The organism is Methanococcoides vulcani (assembly GCF_900111645.1).
GTDB lineage: Archaea > Halobacteriota > Methanosarcinia > Methanosarcinales > Methanosarcinaceae > Methanococcoides > Methanococcoides vulcani.
The window spans coordinates 46459-62645 of record NZ_FOHQ01000008.1 but is presented as its reverse complement, the minus strand read 5'-3'; the positions used below and the strand labels follow the sequence as shown (position 1 = coordinate 62645).

The following is a 16187-nucleotide window of genomic DNA, read 5'->3' as shown; positions in this document are numbered from 1 at the left end:
AGATGGCATTAGCCCTCGATATGCTTAAATCCTAACAAACCGAAATTTTAATGAGGACTTATCATGAACAAAATGTGGTTGATATTATTGATCGCTATCACTATGGTAGCTGCAGGATGTGCTGGCAATGATACTGAGACAACGACCTACACTGACGATGATGTGGAAGTTACTCTCACAACACCGGAAGATGCTGAAGGACAGTGGTGTCCTGTAGGAACTACTTGGGATGCAGTGAACCCACAAACCGGTGAAAGCATGTCAATGGAGATCGTCGGAACTGAGGTTATTGACGGAGTAACATTGTGCAAAGCAGTAGTCGAGATAGATCCTGTTGTTGAAGATATTGCAAAGATGGAATACCTGTGGTCAGAAGAAGGAGACATGGTTATCTGGACCAGTTATGATGCATCTGGAAATGTCAAATCAAAAATGACGATCATCGATGGGGCTATGACCATTACCGATGAGAATGGCGAAGTGATGAACTTCGGCATAACAGAGCAATAATGTGCTTTTGTGGATATGCGGTATTTTCCGCAATATTCACCCTTTTCTTCACACTTATTCACATTTCAATTTGAATCCCTGGATCAATTTGATATTTTTGTTTTCCCGGACTATTTTCTTTACAGAAGGTAAAGAGCTATAATCCATCACATAGTATAGCTCAGCATCACATTCAACTAATCATTTAAAGAAGGATAGAGAAATGACCTCAACCCGCTTCATAATCACTGTTATCGGTATCGACAAGATAGGTATTGTTGCTAATATCACAAAGGTGATGGCAGATTTCAATGTAAACATTGTTGACATCAGCCAGACCATTATGGAAGACCTGTTCACCATGATAATGCTGGCAGGTGTGAAAGATGAGAAGTTCGATCTCAAAGCATTCCAGAAAGCAATGTCTGATGAAGGAGAAAAACTTGGGGTGGAAGTACGTGTCCAGCACGAAGATGCATTCCGCTTCATGCACAGGATCTAAAAGGAGGATATTTCATGCTTGTCCATCCAGAAGAGATACTGGAAACCATCCAGATGATCAAAGCGGAGAACCTCGATATCAGGACCGTTACAATGGGTATCAACCTTCGTGGTTGCTGTCACAATGATATCGATGTGCTCAATGAAAGGATCTATGAGAAGATCACCAGTTATGCAAAGAATCTTGTCAGGACTACAGAAGAGATACAGAATCTCTATGGCATCCCCATTATCAATAAGCGTATAGCTGTAACCCCGATCGCTATCGTTGCCGAAAGCTGTGATACGGATGATTATGTGTCCATTGCAAAGACACTTGATCGTGCAGCAGAAGATGTGGGAATTGATTTTATTGGCGGTTTCACTGCTCTTGTGCATAAAGGAGCAACTCCCGGAGACATAAAACTTATCAATTCCCTTCCGCAGGCACTTGCAAGTACAAAGAAGGTCTGTTCATCCATCAACGTAGCTACCACAAAAGCAGGCATCAATATGGACGCGGTGGCAATGATGGGAAAGATCATCAAAAAGACAGCTGAAGCAACAAAGGATGATGATGGAATAGGATGTGCAAAACTCGTTGTCTTTGCCAATGCACCGGAAGATAATCCGTTCATGGCTGGCGCATTCCACGGTATAGGTGAACCTGATTGTGTGATCAACGTCGGTGTCAGCGGTCCGGGAGTCGTGAACTCCACCATCAGGGAACTTAAGGACCCTGACCTTGGGGAAATATCAGAAGCGATCAAGAAAACAGCTTTTAAGATCACAAGGATGGGAGAGATGGTCGGAAGGGAAGTTTCCCGTCGCCTCAATGTTGAGTTCGGCGTTGTGGACCTGTCCCTGGCACCAACACCTGAGATCGGTGACAGTGTAGCTGCTATCCTTGAAGCAATGGGACTCCAGAACTGCGGGACCCATGGGACCACAGCAGCTCTTGCACTTCTCAATGACGCCGTGAAAAAAGGTGGATCAATGGCATCCTCCTATGTCGGAGGCTTAAGCGGTGCATTTATTCCGGTAAGTGAAGATGCTGGCATGATACATGCAGTTGAGATCGGTGCGTTGAGCCTTGAAAAGCTCGAAGCTATGACAAGTGTTTGCTCTGTAGGACTGGATATGATAGCCATTCCCGGTGATACAACGGCATCCACGATCTCTGCCATCATTGCAGACGAGATGGCCATCGGCATGATCAACAAGAAGACAACTGCTGTGCGTTTAATACCTGCACCAGGAAAAAAGGTTGGTGACAACGTGGAGTACGGTGGACTTCTGGGACGCGCACCTGTTATGGCCGTCTCTGAATTCAGTTCCGAGGAATTTATAGGGCGCGGTGGAAGGATACCTGCACCTATACAGGCACTTACGAACTAATGTTCAACGTAAAGAACGAGTAAGCAGATCAACTGCCATTTATCTCGAAGCAGATAGCAATGATCCTATCTGCAATGGCACTTTTCCTTTCACCTTTTTCTATTTTAATGTGAACATCCAGGTATTTTTCATATAGTACCTTGCGCTCATGATATAGCTCTTTCAGGCTTTTTTCCTTTAAACCTACAACTCCTCTTTTAGAGGGTTCGATCCTGCGAGCTATCCGTCCAAACGGAGCATCCAGATAAACAACAGTTGAGATAGACCTCAGATGCTCCATGGCAACTTCAGAATAGATCATACTACCTCCTGTTGCAATGATGCAACTTTCCAATGGTTCAAGATCAAGAACAACCTGTTCCTCCAGTTCAAGAAAGGCAGCATCTCCGGAATTGTCAATGAATGATTGCAGGCTCGTACCTATCCTTTTCTTAATGAGATCGTCGACATCAACAAAACCATAACCCAGTTTCTTTGAAAGCAACTTCCCAATTGTGGTCTTGCCCACACCTGACATTCCGATAAGCGTGATGTTCATATTTTTTCTCATTTGTAGTTTTCTCAAAGATTATCCGGATCGAATAAATAATTTTCATAAATAATAAATGGAATTGTAAATATATATTTATAAATATAAACAAATACTTAGTTACGTTTATATCCTAAAAATCTCCCCTTATATATGGGAGAATCCAAAGTGGATCAGTTAAAGGGAAGTCTGTATGGAAACCTGTCTACAAATGGGCCGAAAATACAGACACCAATAGGTCATGCATTACGCATGGACACTGATTTTAGCGTAAGAACTCCTAAAGGAACACTGAATGGAAAAGCCGGAGATTATATAATTAAGCACAAAAGTGGCATGGTCTCCATAATTAAATCATATGTTTTCAACAAAAGATATGACATCTTACGCTAAAAAGAATTCAATTGGCATTCTAATGAAAAAATGAATTGCTATACGGTCTTAGTTGATGCTATATGTGTATCCGGCCGGGAGCCTGACCAGAAATATCGCTCTTTTAAAATCCTTGTCAGGATGTAAAAGCTTATCTAACTTCCAGAGGAATAACAGACACTATCATGGATCATGAAAGGTTCTTACTCTATTCTTCCGCTTTTGTAATAATGGGACTTTCAAATGCAGTTATACCTATACTGCCTGAGCTTGCTGCCACCGGCCAGACAACAGTTGTTACCTCAACAAGCCTGTTATATTCATCTTTCTTCCTGGGTGCACTTTTCACCATGCTCCCATTCGGAATTCTCAGTGACAGATTTTGCAGCATGAAATTTGTAGTACTTGGATTGATACTTTCATTCACATCAGGAATTGCTATAGCCGTCACAGATGATTTCATGGTCCTCGTGCTGGCACGCTTTATTGAGGGAGCATCATGTGGTGCGTTCTTCCCTGCTGCATTTTCAAGGTTAGCACTGTTCACAAAAAAGATGCGATACATAGGAGAATTCAACTTTCTGATCAATGGAGGGCTTGCTGCTGGTGTCGCAGTCACCGGCTATCTTGCGGATATCAGCATCAAATATGGAATATACCTGTTTGTTATACTAACCGCCTTCACTCTCGTTTTCGCATTCTATCATATGACCTGTCCTTCCGGAAAACAGGAAAAAGGAAATGTACCAAGAACGGGCTCAATGTCAGCAAGATCCTATCTCTCATTCGTTACAAGCAAGAGTTCACTCAGTATATGGACCATTTCGTTCCTGCTTGCAGGAACAAGTGGTGTGCTCGTATCCCTTTATCCGGAGTATAGCAGCGACTTTCTGACAAAGACCGAACTGGGGATAGCAATCTCACTATTATATCTATCAACCATGATCTCATCGATCACAATAGCACGTTTTAATTTTAGCTATGATGAGCTGATAAAAAAAGGGATCTTTATAACAACATTAGGAATCCTTGCAACCATATATTTCCCTATGGCAGGATTTACTGTAATAGGTCTTGGATCAGGGATCATGCTGCTTGGACTTCCACTGGCTATCACGACCATGAAGATCGATCATGGAATGGCAATGGGTATTTACAATACCTGCATCTATGCCGGACTGGCATTGATGCCCCTGATAGCAGGAGTGTTTACAGGGGGTTTTGATATCGAGACGATATTTATAGCGACTGCATTACTATTCGGTGCAACTGTGCTCCTGAATGGAAAATAAATCGAAAATGGAGGACAGAAGGCGCTCTCCCATTGGCTTGAAAAAGTTCCTGAAGAAGTATTTCCGAATGCTGCTCTAAAAAAGAAGATCGTAAGGCCAGCATACGGACGTATCTCTATGATGAGGGGACACATTGCCAAAAATACATTCATTCCTATCCTGAAGTTTCGCTTGAATGGAATGATATAAAAGTGATGGATAAGCCCTGGTAAAACGAATGGATCTGGATATTAGCTCACACCTAAAAGGTACTCTGTACTGGATTTTGATCTAAAAGCAAAGGATTGGATCGAAGGAAGCTACTATAGATCATTAGATGTGAGCAAATTCAATTATTTATTAATTTAAGATAATCCTTTCGTTTAACGTAATTTCTTAATAAGAACTTGGGCTATTAAAGGGAATTAATAGCTTGAATTTTCCAATAGGTCTTTAAGGTTTTCTCCCTCTTCTCTCATATGTGTCCTGATAGCATCAACTCTTTTTTTAGCAATTTTTGAAAATAACCATCCAAACCGAAAAGAAAGTGTAGCGGTGAATACACTTCCTTCACCATTTAGAGGTTTTATGGAAAAGGACCCCCGGGGACAAATAATTGAATGTGGGAACAGGAGCTTGTATTCTATCAATTCACCTTTTGTGAATTTGGTTATTTCAAAACTTAATTTTTCCACTTTACCGTCGAGATATTCCTCGGCGTAAAGAATCGACCCCTTCTCAAAATTCCCCCCCCTGATCAATTTTGCAACTACATGATCCTGATGCCACGATGTGTAATTTTCTGTGAAATGAGAGAACCATCCAAAAATAACTTCTGGTGGTCGGTTTATTGTTATGGAATCTTTTAATGTAAGCACATTTTACACCTTCATATCCCCTTGCTAATATAAATTAACAAAGAATAGTTGTCTTTATTCCAAAAATAAGTTTGCTAATATCAGATTTGAGATGATGAAATTTCTTTGGCATATGAATAAAAATACAAAATTGATTTATGATAATAGCTCTATCAAAATAAAGATACTTAATTTAGCAATAAAAATGGGGATAGAGGGGAAGATCTTGCAAATAGGGAAGTTTTGGGAGCAATTGAATGAAAGTCAAAGCACGTGATAAAACGGTTGGTATTTTAGGGGGTGTGGGATCTGAATCAACTGCACGTTTTTTCTTAAAGGTTATCAAAAATACTCCCGCCAAAAATGATCAGGACCATTTAAGGATCATCATCGATAATAACCCAAATATACCAGACCGTACACAGGCAATCCTTGGAATGGGCATAAGCCCCGTAGAGGAAGCAACAAGATCGATCTATACTCTAGAAAATGCTGGTGCAGAGATCATCGCAATACCATGCAATACTATGCACTACTTTTATTCTGAACTACAAAATAGTACAGAGATCCCCATAATAAATATGATCTCAGAAACTGCATCGCACATTCATAAAGTATTTCCGGATATCAAAAAAATAGGGTTATTGGCCACTACCGGCACACTAAAGACCAAATTGTATCATGACGCAATAGATGGGATCGAAATAATAACTCCAGATGAAGAATTACAGGAAAAAGTCATGAATTCGATTTATGGAGAAGAAGGGATAAAGGCAGGATACACAGAAGGAAATGCACGGGATGGTATTTTAGAAGTAATTGAAGTGCTGATCAAAGAGGGAGCAGAAGCTATAATACTTGGTTGCACTGAACTTTCATTGATTTCAATTAAAGAGGAAGTACCTGTTCCATTGATAGATCCTTCACAGGTCTTAGCAGAAGTTGTGGTCAAAAAGGCAAGGTTGCAAATATGACTTTTGAATGCTGTAAAAAGTAAGATCCGAATCTTAAGCTTGATCCGCTAAACGATATCACATCAATAAGCTGCAACCAATTAGATGTCTTCTAAGAGGATTTTATACTAAACACTAACAAAATAAAATTTAGAGAAATCCAACATCATGAAGCATTCTCCAGATGCATGTCCCTTAGATAAAGGAATAAAGGCAAACCCAATGAAACCCCACTGTAAATGTTGCAACCAGTGGCAACCAGAGGTTTTGCATTCCCAGACGTTTCCCTTCAGCAAATATGAATACGACCAGAACAATTGCAGGAACAACTACATCCAGCGCAAAGAAGCTACTGATATAGTTGGCGAATAGTTGCTGGAAGAGTAGTTGGATATCAATCCCATAAGATAAAATGAATTGTATGAACTGAGAATATGGCAAAGCTGCTCCAAGGACACATCAGATCAGATCGATGTTGCGAAGTTTCACAATCTTCCCCCTGTTTCACAAAATTAGTTCATTTTGTTCAACAATAATATTCTGAAGAGATAGTATTTATGAATTTCACTTAACTGCAGGTTATTTTAGGTATAACCTGCTTTCAGATTATTCCTTCCTTGTACCGGAAGAGAATTGATATAATGTAAAACCAAAAGGTATATACTATTATAATTCATAGAAATAAATAATAGTATGTTTGAAAATAAAGACCCGTTTGAAAATGAAGTAGTAGTGATCGGAAAGTATGTTTCCAGATCAGACAACTACATTACTAAGGAAGGTTATTTTGCTAAAAAGGGAAATAAACTCGTAATTTCTCCTGAAGAGCTTAGCTGTTATGCACCTCAAGTTATAGAGGGGGGCAGGAGTGAAAAAGCCGGAGATGATTGGCGTTTCTTTGATAGCAAACAAGATGATGACATACGAGATATTAGTCTTATTTATGATGAGTTCCTGGATTCTCTCCGTGTCTATAATTGTAAAAAATTAAAAAGAATTATTGGAGAACTTCCCGGATATAGTTTAGTAGACAATAGTTTCATTGGAACTGATGCTGTGTGCCTATTAGAGAAATACGGAGAACGTTCCATTCAAAAAGAGGATTTTTGTTTTTCATGCCTTCCTCTTACTGATGAAGAAACAGAGAAATTTAAAGATTCAGTAGAGAAATATATCAATCACTATTATGATGCTAAGTTCTGTGGCTATAACAGTGAAGAAGACTCTCGCTTGAAGCGATTTTTGAGTTCAATAAAAGAACTTATAGGGAATATCTAACTTTGTCTGAACAGAGCACGAACTCTTTTTAGCATTTTTAATCTTGCTTTGCAAAGGGCAAGATTCAAACCACTCAAAATTACCAGGATACACCAACTCCCATCCTTCTCACCGCCTCCAGAAAGCCGGCGTCAGTATTACCATGACTGTAAACACCTCAAGCCTTCCGATCCACATATTGGCAGTGAGGAGCAGCTTGCCAAGGTCCGGGATGGAATCAAAACTGGCCATCGGGCCTACAAGACCGAGACCGGGACCAACATTACCAAGGGTCGCAATGGAAGCACTCAGGGAAGTAACGAAATCCATTCCCATCAGTGAGAGCATGGTCGAGCTGGCAACGAAGATCATGAAATATATTACCATGAAGGATACGATGGAATGGATAACATCTTCAGGAACTGTCTTGCCGTTAAAGCGGACATGTCTGATGGCTTTTGGGTGAAGTACCTTGAAAAGTACATTCTGTGCGTACTTTAGCAGAAGAAGTACACGCACTACTTTCACACCGCCTGAAGTGGAACCTGCACAACCTCCGATGAACATCAGCAGAAAGAGGATGAATCTTGAGGAGTCCGGCCAGAGATTGAAATCCGCTGTTGCATAACCGGTTGTTGTAAGGATGGAAATGACCTGGAAACTACTGTACCTGAAAGCATCAGCAAGTGAATAAACCCGGGTAGTGAAGAGCATATAGGCAAGAACAACGGTCGCTATCGCAATTATAGCGAAGTAGAACTTGAATTCCTGGTCCTTTATCAGGCTTTTTCGATCTGAGAATATTGTTTTGTAATGAAGGGCAAAGTTTGCTCCTCCAAGGAACATGAAAACGATGAAAATACCCTCTACCAGAGGATCATTAAAGGCTGCTATGCTGTCTGAATAAGGGGAAAAACCGGAACATGAGATGGATGTGAATGTATGGGTGATGGAATCATAAAAGGATAATCCTGCAAGGTCCAGGACGATCACTTCTGCAACTGACAACGTGATGTAAACGAGCCACAAGATCTTGGCAGTCTCCCTGATCCTCGGTCGCAGTTGTTCTTCGTGAAGACCCGGAACCTCCGCACGGAACATCTGGCGGCCTGCAATGCCGAGTTTTGGCAGGATAGCAATGAACAGCATGATAATTCCCATACCACCAAGCCACTGGGTCATACCTCTCCAGAAGAGCAGGCTTCTGCTATGACTCTCAATATCGCTAAGCGCTGTGGCCCCGGTAGCCGTTACCCCGGACATGGATTCAAATAAGGCATTTAGCGGAGGTACGCCTTCAAGCATATAGGGTAATGAATAGATAATTGCAGCAATAAGCCAGCCCGATGCCACAATAAAAAAACCTTCCTTCATATTCCATTCCTCTTCTACTTTTGTGAAGAACAATGAAAAAACGAAAGCAACAAGTACTGTGATGATCAGAGGGAAACCAAAAGTAAAAAGCGGTTCATCATAATAAAAAGCTACAAACAATGGAACAACCATAAATGCGGCAAGCAGCCAGAGGATAGAACCCAGTACGCCCAGAACTACATTATATCTCAAACCGATCACACCACATTATATTAGCATATTAACATCTTCGTTTTTGCCACATGAAGGGTATATGCATATTCAATCTCTTTACAAAAACCCGGGAAATTCAATCCCTATTTTGTAAAACATTCTTCATGTAGATATCCATCCAATTTATTTAGGTGTTCTGTGCAGGTTCTTTAGAGGAATAACATGTGACATTTTGAACTCAGTTGATCAGGGGGTGAAGGTGTATGGCTATATCCCAATTATTATTGAATAAATAATTGGACAGGTACAAAAGTATCATTTATCCCCAACAATCTGGTGTTCAATATCTGAATAGATTTTGATAAATTCGGCCATTAGTGTTACGATAATAGAAGAATAATACAACCACATAAAAATCGCAAGAAAAGCCCCAATTTGTGTATAGACCGTCGTTAAATTGCTATATGAAAAATATAAGCTAAAAAGATATTTGCCAATGGTAATGAAAAAAACAGTAAGAAATGAACCTATAGCAATATACTTGATGTCGATTTTCTTTTCAGGAAGTGTCTTGTAAAGATAGATAAAAAGGACTGTAAGTACGAAGACGTTTGCGATAGAAGAAGCATATTGGATAATATCCAGAGAAAATGGAATAATGGTCGTAAGTATTTTTGAGATTACTACTAAAAATATCTCGGCAAGAATGCTCATGATCAGTAACAAGCTAAATATAAAAACCGCAACAAATGAAGAAATACGTTTATTAAAAATTCTTCGAACAAATCCTTTTTTATACTCTAAAACTCCCCACATCTTATTGATCGTTTTCTGGAAATGCAAAAAGATGTTGCCGGCACTCCAAAGGAAAAGTAAGAAACTGATCATCAATCCAAAGGTAAGGGAACTTGTTTCAGGTAATTGCTGGAAAAGCAGGTTCAATGAGTTTATGATTTCTTCATCTGCAAAAGGTGAAATATACTCGATAATTGTTGCTTGAAGTCGTTCCACTTTCAGGAACATTCCACCAATGGATAATGAAAACAAAAGCAAGGAAGGAAGACTGAGTATTAAATAGAATGAGAGAGCTGCACTGAAAGATATTCCGTCGTCAGCGTTCCACTTTTTAATAGTTTGTACAACCACGCCCCTGAACTTTTCCATAAAAAGTAATTAACGTGTAGCTACAATTAGTTTATGATACCAAAAATCCAGATATAGATGAATATAAAGGCCATGAAACTGACAAAAAGCAGTAGCACGTCCAAACACAATCAAAAGACCTATTCATGATAAAATTATAATTACTTCTAATAGACAAGCGATCGGAATCCAAAATACCTGAACAAGCCCATCCAGATCTTCCGGATTTAATTCCCGGCTGGGACGACATGCTTGAAGATGCATTTTCTGCTTACAAAGGTCCATACATAGCAGGAAGAGTTGCAGCCCAGCATAAGACTGTCTGCGAGATTCTCATTCCGGGTGCCATGATCCAGGCAGCGATATCAGGTGCTATGCGCCGGATCGGCAAACAGCCGGTTGTCGGGGATTTTGTTGTTCTGCTGGACCAGACTGAATTGAACTCATATACCATCGTAGATATACTTCCCCGAAAGACCTGTCTTGCAAGAGGTTCTCCGGGAGATGGCAGTGAAGAACAGGTTATCGCTGCAAATATTGATACGATTTTCATTGTTACAGCAGTAGGAAAAGATCAAAACCTGCGAAGACTTGAGAGGTACCTTACTATTGTGTATTCATCCGGTGCAAAGCCTGTTATTCTGGTAAATAAGATCGATCTTGTTGATGATACGGCACAGGTAATAAAAGAAACACAGGACATTGCAGGCGATGTCCCTGTTATTACTATCAGCGCCCTTTCAAAGAACGGACTGGATGCACTTCTTCCTTACATCAACCCTGATGAAACGGTAGCACTTATCGGTTCATCCGGAGTCGGCAAATCCACACTGATCAACACTTTTTTTGGTGAAACCATCCAGAAGACCATGGGTGTCCGGGAAGATGATGATAAGGGGAGACACATAACCACAGTGAGGCAATTGTTCCTTCTTCCAAACGGCGGGATATTCATTGACAATCCTGGAATTCGGAAGATCCAGCTTGGGGACAGTTCTGACGGAATTGAAAGAACATTTTCGGATATTACAGATCTGGCTCACAATTGCAGGTTCAAGAACTGTACACATCATGATGAACCTCATTGTGCTGTCCGGAATGCAGTACAGCAAGGACTCATCACACAGGAAAGGCTGGCCAGTTATCACAAATTGACCGATGAACTTGTCTTCCAGTCCGAAAAAGCCGAGCTTGGCCTAAAAAGACTTGAGAAGAAAAAGTACAAAGGAATGACACAAAGTGCCAGAAAATACCGGGAATTTACCGGGAAATAAGAAGTTGATGATGAATTCATCAAATACCACAAATCCGGAAGACATCTCGCTGGAGCCGTGGGCAAATATCGGAATTGAGCAACCGGACTCGGAAATACTGGAAATCTACCGGCTGGAGCAGCACATCGGCACCCTTCCATAGGTAGCAGAAGACATCCGGAATCTGATAACTCGTCTGGAGATATGTCATTTCAAATTTGAACGTCATGTCCTACGGATAATTGGATCCATCGGCAGGATGGAACTCGATCTTGATCCGGAGTCAATCGGCAGTGCTCACCCCAGAACTGGACACCTACTGTGGTCGTTTCAACTGTTGTCTCTGCTTCGACCCAGTTACCCTGATTCATCAACGCGATCCACTGATGATATCGCCAGATCGAACCACTTGTTGCGATCTGGAACTCGGATGGAGGTGTAACATGCACAGTATTGGCATAGGCTACAACATCCGGTGGAGTTGCAAAATCAAGGGCATTTCCATCATACAATACAGTGCTCACTTCTGCAGAAGCAACTGTCACAGACAAAGACAAAGCTACTAAAGAAATGAAAAGAACATGCAGTAAGCTCTTCGATCTATTATTCATATCTTGTCCCCCACGAACAGATTTTTTATTATAGGGATATCTATATTTTCTCTTATTAAAAAGAAACCCCATCCATTATAGAAGAAAAATAGCAGAACATTTAATGGTGCCAGAATTAAAAAAGAAAAATAAGAAAATAGATGATAAGTCAGGAAAGCTTTGGTTTATCAAATTATTGTATGATCATCCCATGCGCTCTGCTGTGAATTTCATTAGCTCTCTTGCTTCCATTACAGGGAAGCTTTCGTGCAGGCATATATCCCTCCATGGAAGAATGGAAGCAGCATAAGCTTCAGTATTCTCAGCATCATACACAACAAAATAACGACAGCTTGTGAGATCAAGCCACTCACTGACAACTTTTATTCCTTCCGGATATTCCCAATTCTCATAACGTTCTTCTACCTTGTCACTGTCCTTCGGGTCCCACGTAACTATGTCCATAAACAACATTTCTTAATACTCCCCTTTTATTCACTTACATTTCTTCTATTCAGTTAATTTCAGCCTAAACCCCTGGCTTGCGGCTGATCTCGGTAAGAGAATTTTATTTCAGCACTCCCAAACCTGGCAAAAGATTTGCACAATTAGCTATATATTCTTTTTGATATGAGCTTTCTCTTAGCGAGTTCAAAAGTAAAAAGTAAGAACAAAAATGATCAGATCCATATTTCAAAGCTATCTGAAATTTGCTGAACAACAGTGGAGCAGACCCATGATCCTGCATTTCATTATCTCAGTTGAAATGAGATATTTATGATCTGTTGATGAAAAAAGATCATTGACATGCCTTATGCTGAATGGAAGAGTGCGACAAGAAAGTTAAACCATGAATTGCGGAAACGCTGTCCCTTCCATTTGGGATAATCCTACTATGACATGCGTTGATGGTAACGTCAGGGTGTGAAGCTCATAGGACAATATGGAGAAGTTTGGGAATCTAACCTAAACAATCTGTTAGGATAAGAATACTATGAAGAAACGAAAGTTGAACCATTGTAAGAACCGTAATCAGCAACAAGCGAAAAATAGATTGACACGCTTGAACCAAAAGGTATAGAATCAGACCATTATGGCTTCTTCCACATAATGGGAAATGGACGAATGGTTCTCGGTTTATAGATGGCTTCTAAGGTATTCACAATTATTCATGTTATAGAACTTGGTAAGCCCTATATGTTCCCTTCGGGGTAGGAATTCCGTAAGGAAGGACAATGACATAGAGGGTAAAGGAAAGGAGTAGAAAGCGAATGACAGACTGTAATGGTATGTATAGGGGTTCAGAATTTGCCCTGATCCGAAAGGATGCAGACTTACTCTATGGTATCGAAACGTAAGAATGAAGGTATAACTATGAATGTAAGATATTCAAATACACCAAATAATGAAACAGAAGCCCTTAGTGGTTATGCCGAATTAAATGATGAGAAACTTACAGACATGTCCAACTGGAACAACATTAATTGGAATACTGTTGAATCACATGTTAATAGAATACAAGTCAGGATTACGAAAGCAGTTATTAAAGGAAATTGGAATTTAGTTAAAAGACTAAGTTATTTGCTAACCCATTCTCACTACGCTAAACTGTTAGCTGTCAGAAAGGTAATTCAGAATAAGGGTAAAAGAACAGCAGGAATCGATGGAGAATTGTGGAATACACCTGTCTCTAAGATGAAAGCTGTACTTGGATTAACTGATAAGAAATACAAGGCAAAACCATTAAAAAGAGTCTTTATTGAGAAATATGGGAAAGATAAGAAACGACCTTTAGGCATTCCAACCATGCATGACAGAGCTATGCAGTCACTTTATGCATTGGCATTAAACCCAATTGCAGAAGAAACAGCAGACAAACGTTCTTTTGGATTTAGAAAATCCAGAAGTACTCATGATGCATGTGAACAAATCTTCGGATGCACATGTCGAAATAATTCTGCTCAATGGATACTGGAAGGAGACATTAAAGGTTGTTTTGACAACATTAGTCATCAATGGTTACTTGACAACATCCTAATGGATAAATCAATTCTTAAACAATTCCTTAAAGCAGGATTTGTCTTTGACCGAACTCTATTTCCAACAAAAGCAGGAACACCACAAGGCGGTATTATATCACCAATATTGGCTAACATAACCTTAGATGGAATTGAAAGTTTATTGGTTGATAAATACCATCGAGGTAAAAGTGGAAGAATAACAGCACATCAAAGCAATAAACACAAAGTAAATTTTGTGAGATATGCGGATGATTTCATTGTTACTGCAAATACAAAGGAAATAGCAGAAGAAGTTAAAGGATTGATTGAAAAATTTCCTAACAAACAAAGGTCTGGAACTGTCTGATGAAAAGACTTTAATTACCCATATTGATGATGGTTTTGACTTTTTAGGCTGGAATTTTAGAAAATACAAAGGGAAACTTCTTATAAAACCGTCTAAGAAAAACATTCAGAAAGTAACTGAGAAAATCAGTAATACTATTAAGGATGGAAAAACGTGGACACAAGAAGTTTTAATAGACACCCTTAACCCAATCATTACTGGATGGTCAAATTATCATCAAGGAGTGGTTTCCAAAGAAACATTCCACTTAATAGATTACAAATTATGGAACATACTTTGGAAATGGGCTAAGAGAAGACACCCCATGAGATCAAGAACTTGGATAGTTGATAAATATTGGCATCCCAAAGGAACGAGGAAATGGGTATTTTCAACAACAAGAAACCAACTTAAATTATTATCAGACAAAAGGATAGTTAGACATACAAAACTATCTCTGGACAAAAACCCTTATACTGACAAAGAATACTTTGTTGAACGCAAGTTCAATCAAGGTGCTAGAAAATTATCTGGAATGTTTAAGAAAGTTTGGATTAATCAAAAAGGCAAATGCCACATTTGTAATCTACCGATTGACATTAGTGCTGATGCAGAAGAAAGACCTCTACATCACAAGAATGGAAATCATAAAGATTACATTGTGTCAAACTTAGCTTACGTGCATGTTCACTGTCATAGACAACATCATGCTACTAATCCAAAAACAATAACTGTTGCCTGTAAAGGTTAAGAGATGCTTGAGCTGTATGAGGTAAAAGTCTCATGTACAGTTCTTAGGCGAGAAAGAGGGAGTAATCCCTCTGACTTAGCCGACAAATAGGGTCCTCTAAAGGTACGTTGCATTACATGAAGCAAACCGTAGAACCAAACGAACGTTTTATATAAAATTCATTGCACTTAATCCATATAGCCCATCATTGGAACCATTTAAATGCATCATATCTTGAATAAAAATCGTATTGGGAACATGAATGACAGTCGATGAAAATGTAAAGATGATCCTTAAAGAACTTGGAAGGACAAAACTTGTCTCCGTCACCAAGACGATCGACCCTGAGAGGATCAACGAATCCATCAAAGCCGGAGCCACCATCATAGGGGAGAACAGAGTTCAGGAATTCGAGGATAAATGTGATGAGATCCTGCCCTGTGAAAGGCACCTAATAGGACATTTACAGACAAACAAGGTTAAAAAAGCCGTTCAGCACTTTGATGTGATCCAGTCAGTTGACTCCTTGAAGTTAATACAGGATATTGATAGGAAAGCCGAAGCCATTGACAAGGTCCAGAAGGTCTTCCTTCAGGTCAACATTGGCAACGAGCCACAGAAATTCGGCTTTGGATCAGATGAAATAGGACAGGTGATAACACAGATCCATTCACTCAAAAATGTTCATGTGAAAGGACTCATGTGCATACCTCCCTTTGTGTCCCCTGAGCAAACACGTTCATATTTCAAGAAGATGAAAGCACTTTTTGATGAGATGAAACAGGTAGATCAGGATAACATCGATATCCAGGAACTATCAATGGGAATGTCCAATGACTACATGATCGCCATCGAAGAAGGGGCTACGATGGTGCGTGTTGGTTCTGCAATATTCGGGAACAGAATATACTAAAATTTGGTTTAGAACTGCTGGAGTAAGGAAAGTTACTGCTAAGTTTAATTCTGTGATGAATGGAAAAGTTGAGTACACG

The 16187-nt window shown here is 39.8% G+C and carries 18 protein-coding genes; 11 read left to right on the top strand and 7 right to left on the bottom strand.

Annotated elements, in window-relative coordinates:
* Positions 1-63: 63 nt before the first annotated feature.
* The 3 genes from BMX02_RS10870 (at position 64) to BMX02_RS10860 (ending at position 2367) form a co-directional block, all read left to right on the top strand.
* Positions 64-510 carry a hypothetical protein gene (locus tag BMX02_RS10870; protein WP_244624900.1) on the top strand — a complete coding sequence of 149 codons (447 nt, stop codon included), beginning with the start codon at positions 64-66 and terminating at the stop codon, positions 508-510.
* A 202-nt stretch (positions 511-712) separates the two neighbouring features.
* Positions 713-991, top strand: a complete 279-nt coding sequence (locus BMX02_RS10865; RefSeq protein ID WP_091690732.1) for an ACT domain-containing protein — start codon at positions 713-715, stop codon at positions 989-991.
* A 14-nt stretch (positions 992-1005) separates the two neighbouring features.
* The gene (locus BMX02_RS10860; RefSeq protein ID WP_091690730.1) at positions 1006-2367 is read left to right on the top strand and encodes a PFL family protein; all 1362 of its coding nucleotides are present in this window, start codon (positions 1006-1008) and stop codon (positions 2365-2367) included.
* A 28-nt stretch (positions 2368-2395) separates the two neighbouring features.
* Here the strand turns inward: BMX02_RS10860 and BMX02_RS10855 are convergent, their stop codons facing one another.
* Positions 2396-2917, bottom strand: a complete 522-nt coding sequence (locus BMX02_RS10855) for a shikimate kinase (protein WP_244624898.1) — start codon at positions 2915-2917, stop codon at positions 2396-2398.
* Positions 2918-3064: 147 nt separating this feature from the next.
* Here BMX02_RS10855 and BMX02_RS10850 point away from each other — a divergent pair, with 147 nt between their 5' ends.
* Both BMX02_RS10850 and BMX02_RS10845 read left to right on the top strand, forming a co-directional pair.
* A complete protein-coding gene (locus BMX02_RS10850; RefSeq protein WP_091690727.1) occupies positions 3065-3289 on the top strand; it encodes a hypothetical protein in 225 nt (74 codons plus the stop codon).
* A gap of 164 nt (positions 3290-3453) precedes the next feature.
* Positions 3454-4560 (top strand): MFS transporter, encoded by a 1107-nt coding sequence (locus BMX02_RS10845; protein ID WP_091690725.1) that lies wholly within the window; start codon positions 3454-3456, stop codon positions 4558-4560.
* 404 nt (positions 4561-4964) lie between these two features.
* Here the strand turns inward: BMX02_RS10845 and BMX02_RS10840 are convergent, their stop codons facing one another.
* Positions 4965-5417 carry an SRPBCC family protein gene (locus tag BMX02_RS10840; protein WP_091690724.1) on the bottom strand — a complete coding sequence of 151 codons (453 nt, stop codon included), beginning with the start codon at positions 5415-5417 and terminating at the stop codon, positions 4965-4967.
* Between the two features lie 236 nt (positions 5418-5653).
* On the opposite strand from BMX02_RS10840, the gene BMX02_RS10835 reads away from it, so the two are divergent.
* Positions 5654-6370, top strand: a complete 717-nt coding sequence (locus BMX02_RS10835; protein WP_091690722.1) for a cysteate racemase — start codon at positions 5654-5656, stop codon at positions 6368-6370.
* 174 nt (positions 6371-6544) lie between these two features.
* On the opposite strand, the gene BMX02_RS12405 is transcribed toward BMX02_RS10835, so the two are convergent.
* A complete protein-coding gene (locus BMX02_RS12405) occupies positions 6545-6790 on the bottom strand; it encodes a DUF2834 domain-containing protein (RefSeq protein ID WP_210409156.1) in 246 nt (81 codons plus the stop codon).
* A gap of 252 nt (positions 6791-7042) precedes the next feature.
* Between BMX02_RS12405 and BMX02_RS10825 the strand changes: the two genes are divergently transcribed.
* On the top strand, positions 7043-7627 hold the full coding sequence (locus tag BMX02_RS10825; protein WP_091690720.1) for a hypothetical protein: 585 nt from the start codon (positions 7043-7045) through the stop codon (positions 7625-7627).
* A gap of 108 nt (positions 7628-7735) precedes the next feature.
* On the opposite strand, the gene BMX02_RS10820 is transcribed toward BMX02_RS10825, so the two are convergent.
* Positions 7736-9172 (bottom strand): TrkH family potassium uptake protein, encoded by a 1437-nt coding sequence (locus tag BMX02_RS10820; protein ID WP_091690718.1) that lies wholly within the window; start codon positions 9170-9172, stop codon positions 7736-7738.
* Between the two features lie 276 nt (positions 9173-9448).
* The gene (locus BMX02_RS10815) at positions 9449-10297 is read right to left on the bottom strand and encodes a YihY/virulence factor BrkB family protein (RefSeq protein ID WP_091690716.1); all 849 of its coding nucleotides are present in this window, start codon (positions 10295-10297) and stop codon (positions 9449-9451) included.
* Positions 10298-10524: 227 nt separating this feature from the next.
* On the opposite strand from BMX02_RS10815, the gene rsgA reads away from it, so the two are divergent.
* On the top strand, positions 10525-11550 hold the full coding sequence (rsgA, locus tag BMX02_RS10810; protein WP_091690714.1) for a ribosome small subunit-dependent GTPase A: 1026 nt from the start codon (positions 10525-10527) through the stop codon (positions 11548-11550).
* Between the two features lie 191 nt (positions 11551-11741).
* On the opposite strand, the gene BMX02_RS10805 is transcribed toward rsgA, so the two are convergent.
* Together BMX02_RS10805 and BMX02_RS10800 are read right to left on the bottom strand one after the other, a co-directional pair.
* Positions 11742-12140, bottom strand: a complete 399-nt coding sequence (locus tag BMX02_RS10805) for a hypothetical protein (protein ID WP_091690711.1) — start codon at positions 12138-12140, stop codon at positions 11742-11744.
* A gap of 183 nt (positions 12141-12323) precedes the next feature.
* Positions 12324-12593, bottom strand: coding sequence for a DUF3303 domain-containing protein (locus tag BMX02_RS10800; protein WP_091690709.1), 270 nt, complete (start codon positions 12591-12593; stop codon positions 12324-12326).
* Between the two features lie 867 nt (positions 12594-13460).
* Between BMX02_RS10800 and BMX02_RS12430 the strand changes: the two genes are divergently transcribed.
* The 3 genes from BMX02_RS12430 (at position 13461) to BMX02_RS10790 (ending at position 16108) form a co-directional block, all read left to right on the top strand.
* Positions 13461-14486, top strand: coding sequence for a reverse transcriptase N-terminal domain-containing protein (locus BMX02_RS12430; protein WP_245725356.1), 1026 nt, complete (start codon positions 13461-13463; stop codon positions 14484-14486).
* Positions 14446-15216 carry a group II intron maturase-specific domain-containing protein gene (locus BMX02_RS12425; protein ID WP_244624893.1) on the top strand — a complete coding sequence of 257 codons (771 nt, stop codon included), beginning with the start codon at positions 14446-14448 and terminating at the stop codon, positions 15214-15216. Before BMX02_RS12430 ends, BMX02_RS12425 begins: the two co-directional genes overlap by 41 nt.
* A 241-nt stretch (positions 15217-15457) precedes the next feature.
* Complete coding sequence (locus BMX02_RS10790) at positions 15458-16108, top strand: YggS family pyridoxal phosphate-dependent enzyme (protein WP_091690708.1); 651 nt, start codon at positions 15458-15460, stop codon at positions 16106-16108.
* Positions 16109-16187 lie beyond the last annotated feature (79 nt).